The sequence below is a fragment of the Lachnobacterium bovis DSM 14045 genome, assembly GCF_900107245.1.
GTDB classification, from domain to species: Bacteria; Bacillota; Clostridia; order Lachnospirales; family Lachnospiraceae; genus Roseburia; species Roseburia bovis.
In genome coordinates this window covers 1-5528 of record NZ_FNPG01000046.1, presented here as the reverse complement: position 1 = coordinate 5528, position 5528 = coordinate 1, and the positions used below count along the sequence as shown (strand labels likewise).

General features: G+C 30.9%; 4 protein-coding genes. 1 reads left to right on the top strand and 3 read right to left on the bottom strand.

Annotated elements, in window-relative coordinates:
• Window positions 1–884 precede the first annotated feature (884 nt).
• Both BLV79_RS12165 and BLV79_RS12160 read right to left on the bottom strand, forming a co-directional pair.
• Window positions 885–3272, bottom strand: coding sequence for an ABC-F family ATP-binding cassette domain-containing protein (locus BLV79_RS12165; RefSeq protein ID WP_074719245.1), 2388 nt, complete (start codon window positions 3270–3272; stop codon window positions 885–887).
• Between the two features lie 63 nt (window positions 3273–3335).
• Window positions 3336–4646: an ATP-binding protein gene (locus BLV79_RS12160; RefSeq protein ID WP_074719244.1), complete on the bottom strand. Its 1311-nt coding sequence runs from the start codon at window positions 4644–4646 to the stop codon at window positions 3336–3338.
• A gap of 295 nt (window positions 4647–4941) precedes the next feature.
• On the opposite strand from BLV79_RS12160, the gene BLV79_RS12155 reads away from it, so the two are divergent.
• Entirely contained in the window at window positions 4942–5133 is a 192-nt protein-coding gene (locus BLV79_RS12155) for a hypothetical protein (protein ID WP_074719243.1), read from the top strand.
• A 92-nt stretch (window positions 5134–5225) separates the two neighbouring features.
• Here the strand turns inward: BLV79_RS12155 and BLV79_RS12150 are convergent.
• The coding region (locus BLV79_RS12150; protein WP_143470273.1) for an IS3 family transposase at window positions 5226–5528 on the bottom strand (303 nt) is incomplete at its 5' end.

Sequence of the window (5528 nt, the reverse complement as noted above, 5' to 3'; positions counted from 1 at the left end):
TGTTAAGCACGCCGCCAGCGTTCATCCTGAGCCAGGATCAAACTCTCATTTTAAAATTTGATTCTCAGAACTTAGCTTGGCTAATTTCCTTGTTACTGTTTTAAAGGTGCATCTTTTTTGATGCTGTTCGTGTAATCTTTTGATTACTTGAATAATTCTCTTTAGAATCTTTCAAGGTTTTTCACTATTTAGTTATCAAAGTTTTTGTTTCGCTTATCAGCGACAGCTTCTATATCTTATCATCTTTCTTTGTGTTTGTCAACACTTTTTTGTTTTTATTTTTTAATTCGCAGCTACCAATCAAGGTGCTAATAATCGAATATTTAAAATCAAAAAACAAATGATTATCAATCGCTCATTAATGTTTATATAAGCAATTGATGAAAGATGACCATCGAAGTTTTTCTCGTAAACCCAAGCATATGCTTCCGTATATATCTACTTCCGCATATCTACTTTAGCTTTTATGCTTAAGTTTCCTTTGCTTGTGAGCTCTTCGCTGTCAGCTCAATTATAATATCATCTTTTTTCTTTACAGTCAACCATTATTTGCTATTTTTTAAAAGAAGAACAACTAGTGGTTTTTTTTGTTTTTTTCTGAAAATTTTCTTTCAGCTTGTTTTTCTGGTTTTTTATTTTTTACTTATACTTATTGATATATAAATTATAGATTTATACAATGTATTCTTTTATAAATACGCTCTTTTTTAATATTTTATTCTTTATTTTTTATTGTTTGGCTTACTGTTTTCTTTTTTTATTTTAAAATATTAATATCTTTTGTTTTATTCTCCATTCTATTCAACAAAATATTCAACAAAAAACCAGCTATTAATGCATCATTGCTTCAATAGTTGGTCTTTTTACTATGAATATATTTTATTTTATAATTCAGGAAGCGAATCTTTTTCTTTGCTAAGGTTTTCCCATTCCTCCATTTTCTCTAAAACCAGCATTTCGTTTTCATCAATCTGATCTTGTATTTCTGTCAATTTAGAATACATAGATTGATACTCTGGATTAAGCAATTCTTGTTGCAAAGTCTCTCCTTGTTCTTCTAGTTTTTGGATTTCTTCTTCAACTTTTTGAAGCTGGCGACGCAAACGCGAATGCATTTTTCCAAGTTCATAATCTGATACACCTAATTCTTCTCTCGTAAGTTTTTTCACTGAAGAATTATTTTGCGAGGTGTCTTGAATGACATTTGGGCCTGTACTTTGTGCGACACTTTGGGCATCATTTGATCCTATACTTTTGGCGACACTTTTGGCATCATTTGATCCTATACTTTTGGCGACACTTTTGGCATCATTTGATCCTATGCTTTGGGCGTTACTTTGAACGGCACTTAAAGCATTATTTGTGGCAGCTTTTTCTTCATAATCTTCTCGCATTTTGTTTGATAGCTCAGATGAAATGTCGGAATTTTCTTGCCAGCTCATAGAGACCTTGGAGGTAGCAGTGTTATTAACTGCTTGTGTATTTTTGGCATTTACATCAGAGGTGGTTGTGGCATCTATACTAGCTTTGACATCTCGCTCGTCTGCGGCATTTGATTGCTGAACTGCGGCATTTGATTGCTGAACTGCATTTGTTCTAGTTCCTATTTTCCCGAATGTTTTAATACCATTAACCTTGCTGACCGCAGAATCCAAACCAACTTCTTCATTTATTTTTTCTTGATATTCATCGTATCCAAACTGGAATTGTCTTGTATATCCATTTTCAAACAAAAGGATTTGGGTTGCGACCTTTTTCATAAAATATCTGTCATGGGACACAAAAATAACCGTTCCTTCAAATTCTTGGAGCATCTTTTCTAATGTTTCTTTTCCCACAATATCCATATGGTTTGTAGGCTCATCAAGGATTAATACATTTGGTCTGCATTTCATTAATTTACACAATGCAAGGCGAACCTTTTCTCCTCCTGACAGCATATTTACATCTTTATAAACATCATCACCCGAAAACAAGAATGCACCCAATGAACTTCTTATATCTTGTTCTGTAAGATTAGGAAATTCATCCCAAAAATCATTTAAAATATTCTTTGAACTTTGATACATCGCCATTTGCTGATCAAAGTATCCTATCTGAACCTTTGCTCCATACTTATACTCACCTGATATTTGAGTGATTTTTCCAGCAATTGTCTTTAAAAAAGTCGATTTTCCTAAACCATTTGCTCCAATTACACCAAGTTTCTGACCTTTTTTTATATCTAACGAAACTTCTGAAAGCACTTGATTATCATATCCTATTTGCAAATCGCTAACAAACAATACATCATTTCCAGATTGTTCTTTGGGTTTAAAGTTTGATTTAAACGTTTTAGTGTTAAATTTCTCTGGTTTAGGTATTTTTTTCATACGGTCAATAGCTTTTTGTTTTGACCACGCCATTGAAACCTTTGTTGGATGATGTTTCATTTTTTCAACCAACTCTTGCAATCTCTTTATTTCCTTCTGTTGATTTTCATAATCTTTCAACTGTTTCTCATAGTTTTTTTCTTTTTGTTCAACAAAATATGAATAATTTCCTGGATATTTCGTCAATTTTGAATATTCAATTTCATATACAACATCCACTACATTATCCAAAAACATTCTATCATGAGAAACTACTATAACTGCTTTTTCGTAGTTTTTTAAATAATTCTCTAACCACTGAATTGTTGTAACATCAAGGTGGTTAGTAGGCTCATCCAATAACAAAATATCTGGCTTACTCAAAAGCAATTTGATAAAAGCTATTTTTGTTTGCTGTCCTCCGGAAAATTCGGCCAATGGTTTTTTTCTTTCTTCGTCTGTGAAACCAAATTTTCTTATGAGAACATCATACTCTTTTTCGTAATAATATCCTCCATCTTCACGAAACTTTTCTTCCATCGCAATATAGCGTTTTACATTTTCTTCCGAATAATCGTTTTCTAAAGATTTTGCCATATCGGACAGCTCTTTTTTTCTAAGGTCCATATCTTTGAAAACTTTTTTTACTTCTTCTTCCAAAGTGACAGATGTATCATCAAATGATATCTGTTTTAAATATCCAATTGTCGGATTTCCTGTTTTAGCAATGCTAACTGGTTTGTCTTCGCTTTGCGATTCAAAATCCAATTCTCCTGATATTGCTTTTAAAAATGTTGTCTTTCCACAACCATTTCTTCCTACAATTGCAATTTTTTCTGTATTTTTTACTTCAAACACAATATCACTAACTATTGGTTCGTCTCCGTATGAAATACTTCCATTACTTACTTGGTATAACATGTTTTTGCCTTTCTTCTACAGACAATTTTGCTTTCTTTCTACTTAAAGATTACTTATAAAATTTTATAATTGTGACTCTAAGTAATTAATAAACTGCTGGGCTGTTCGACCCGAAATTCCTCCATGCGAAATTTCCCATTTGTTCGCCTCGCTTCGAATTGTCTGTTCATCTAATTTTATATTTTGACGTCTAGCTAGTTCAACAACCATTGTCATAAATTCTTTTGGACTTGGTTTAGTATAACCTATTGTTACACCAAATCTATTTACCAATGACAATTTTTCTTCTACAGTATCTGATCTATGTTTACCTTGCGAATTATCTTGATCATTTCTATCATTCCATGTTTCTTTAATCAAGTGGCGTCTATTTGACGTTGCATAAATTAATATGTTTTCTGGTTTTGTTTCAACTCCGCCTTCTATAACCGCTTTCAAAAACTTGTATTCTATTTCAAATTCTTCAAATGATAGATCATCCATATAGATTATGAACTTGTAGTTACGTTTTTTTATTTTTTCAATTATTTCTGATAGATATTTAAACTGATGTTTGTAAATTTCTATCATTCTCAAGCCCTGATCGTAGTATTGATTTATGATTGCTTTGATACTTGTCGACTTTCCTGTACCACTATCTCCATAAAGTAATACGTTATTAGCTTTTCTCCCCTTAAGAAACGCTTCAGTATTGTCTACTAATTTCTTCTTTTGTATTTCATATCCTATCAAATCATCCAAAACAACATTATCAAGATTATTTATCGGTACTAACTCAATCGATTCTGATTCATTTGATTTTGCTTTTAATCTAAATGCCTTATTCAAACCAATCATTCCAACGCCATATTTAGTGTAGAATTCAGTAATAACATCATAGAATTCCTCTTCATCTTTTGCTTTTTTTAAGCGAGCAGAATATTCTTTGACTTTTTCGCTAACATTCCTATTATATGTTAATTCTTTTTTAGTTATCGCTTTATAATTGCAAATCTGTGAAAAAATATTCAAATTCAATTTGCTTTCAATTTCTGTGAAATCATATTCGAATAATTTTTTAAAAATAGAAAAATCATTTTTGACGATTTCATTTACAGTGCCTTCTTGCAATTTTGTTTTTTCACATGTTATTGTAAATGGATTTTCTGACATCATTAAATAAAATGTTAAATAATCATTCCATAAATTACCGTCAAATCCATATTTTGTTGCTGTATCTAATAATCTTTTAACTGTAATGTTTATTTGTTTTTTTAACTGTATTGGATTATAGTCTCCTGATTCAAATTCGGCAAATATTTCAGCTATTTTATACAAAATCGAATCAGCATTCTCCTCTCCATACATCAATAAATTGGATACTTCATTATACATTTTCATTCCTCACTCTCTCATATAACAATTACATATTTTCCTTTAAAAATGCTTTATCGAAAAACATATCTTTTCCATTATAGCATATATATTATTATTTTTTTTATATAAAACACTTAAATCTTTATAAATTCTATACGATAATATATCAGTACATATGTAAATAATACGTTTTTGTTCATTTGTAACTGATGTGTTTTGATATATATGTAAATAATCATCGCATATATAAGCAATATGTTTTCATGTTTATAATGAGTTTTTTTGTCAAGCGCTTTCAAGGAGTGTGATATTTATGAGCTATAATAAATCTTCTATCAATTCAATATATTTGATTCACCCACCACAACCTGCCAAAGGCGATGGGCAAAAAAACAACTCTAAAAAGCAAAAAAATGATGGGGGCTTTAAGGATTTCTTTGATAGTGCAAATGAAACTCTCTTAGAATCATCTGATTCTGAAGAGGAAACTTCTAAAAATAAATAGAAATAGAATAGAAATACAAAAAGAGCAACTTTCTGAGGTGACCCCTCAAAGTTAGACTTTTTTACGAGACGACTTCGGTCGTCTCGTTTTCTTTATGCTGCTAAAAGATGGTGCCTGTATTGAACAGGACTCATCCATTCTAACTTTTCTTTTATTCTCTCTTCATTGTAATACTTTATAAACCGTTCTATTTCCGATTTTAATTCCTCATAACTATAGTAAACAACACCATAGTATATCTCTTGCTTAAGTAAACCAAAGAAATTCTCCATTATCGAATTATCAAGGCAGTTCCCTTTCCTGGACATACTTTGAAATATTCGTTCTTCTTTTAGTCTATGCGAGTATGCTTTCATCTGATAAGCCCAACCTTGATCAGAATGAAATGTTCTTCT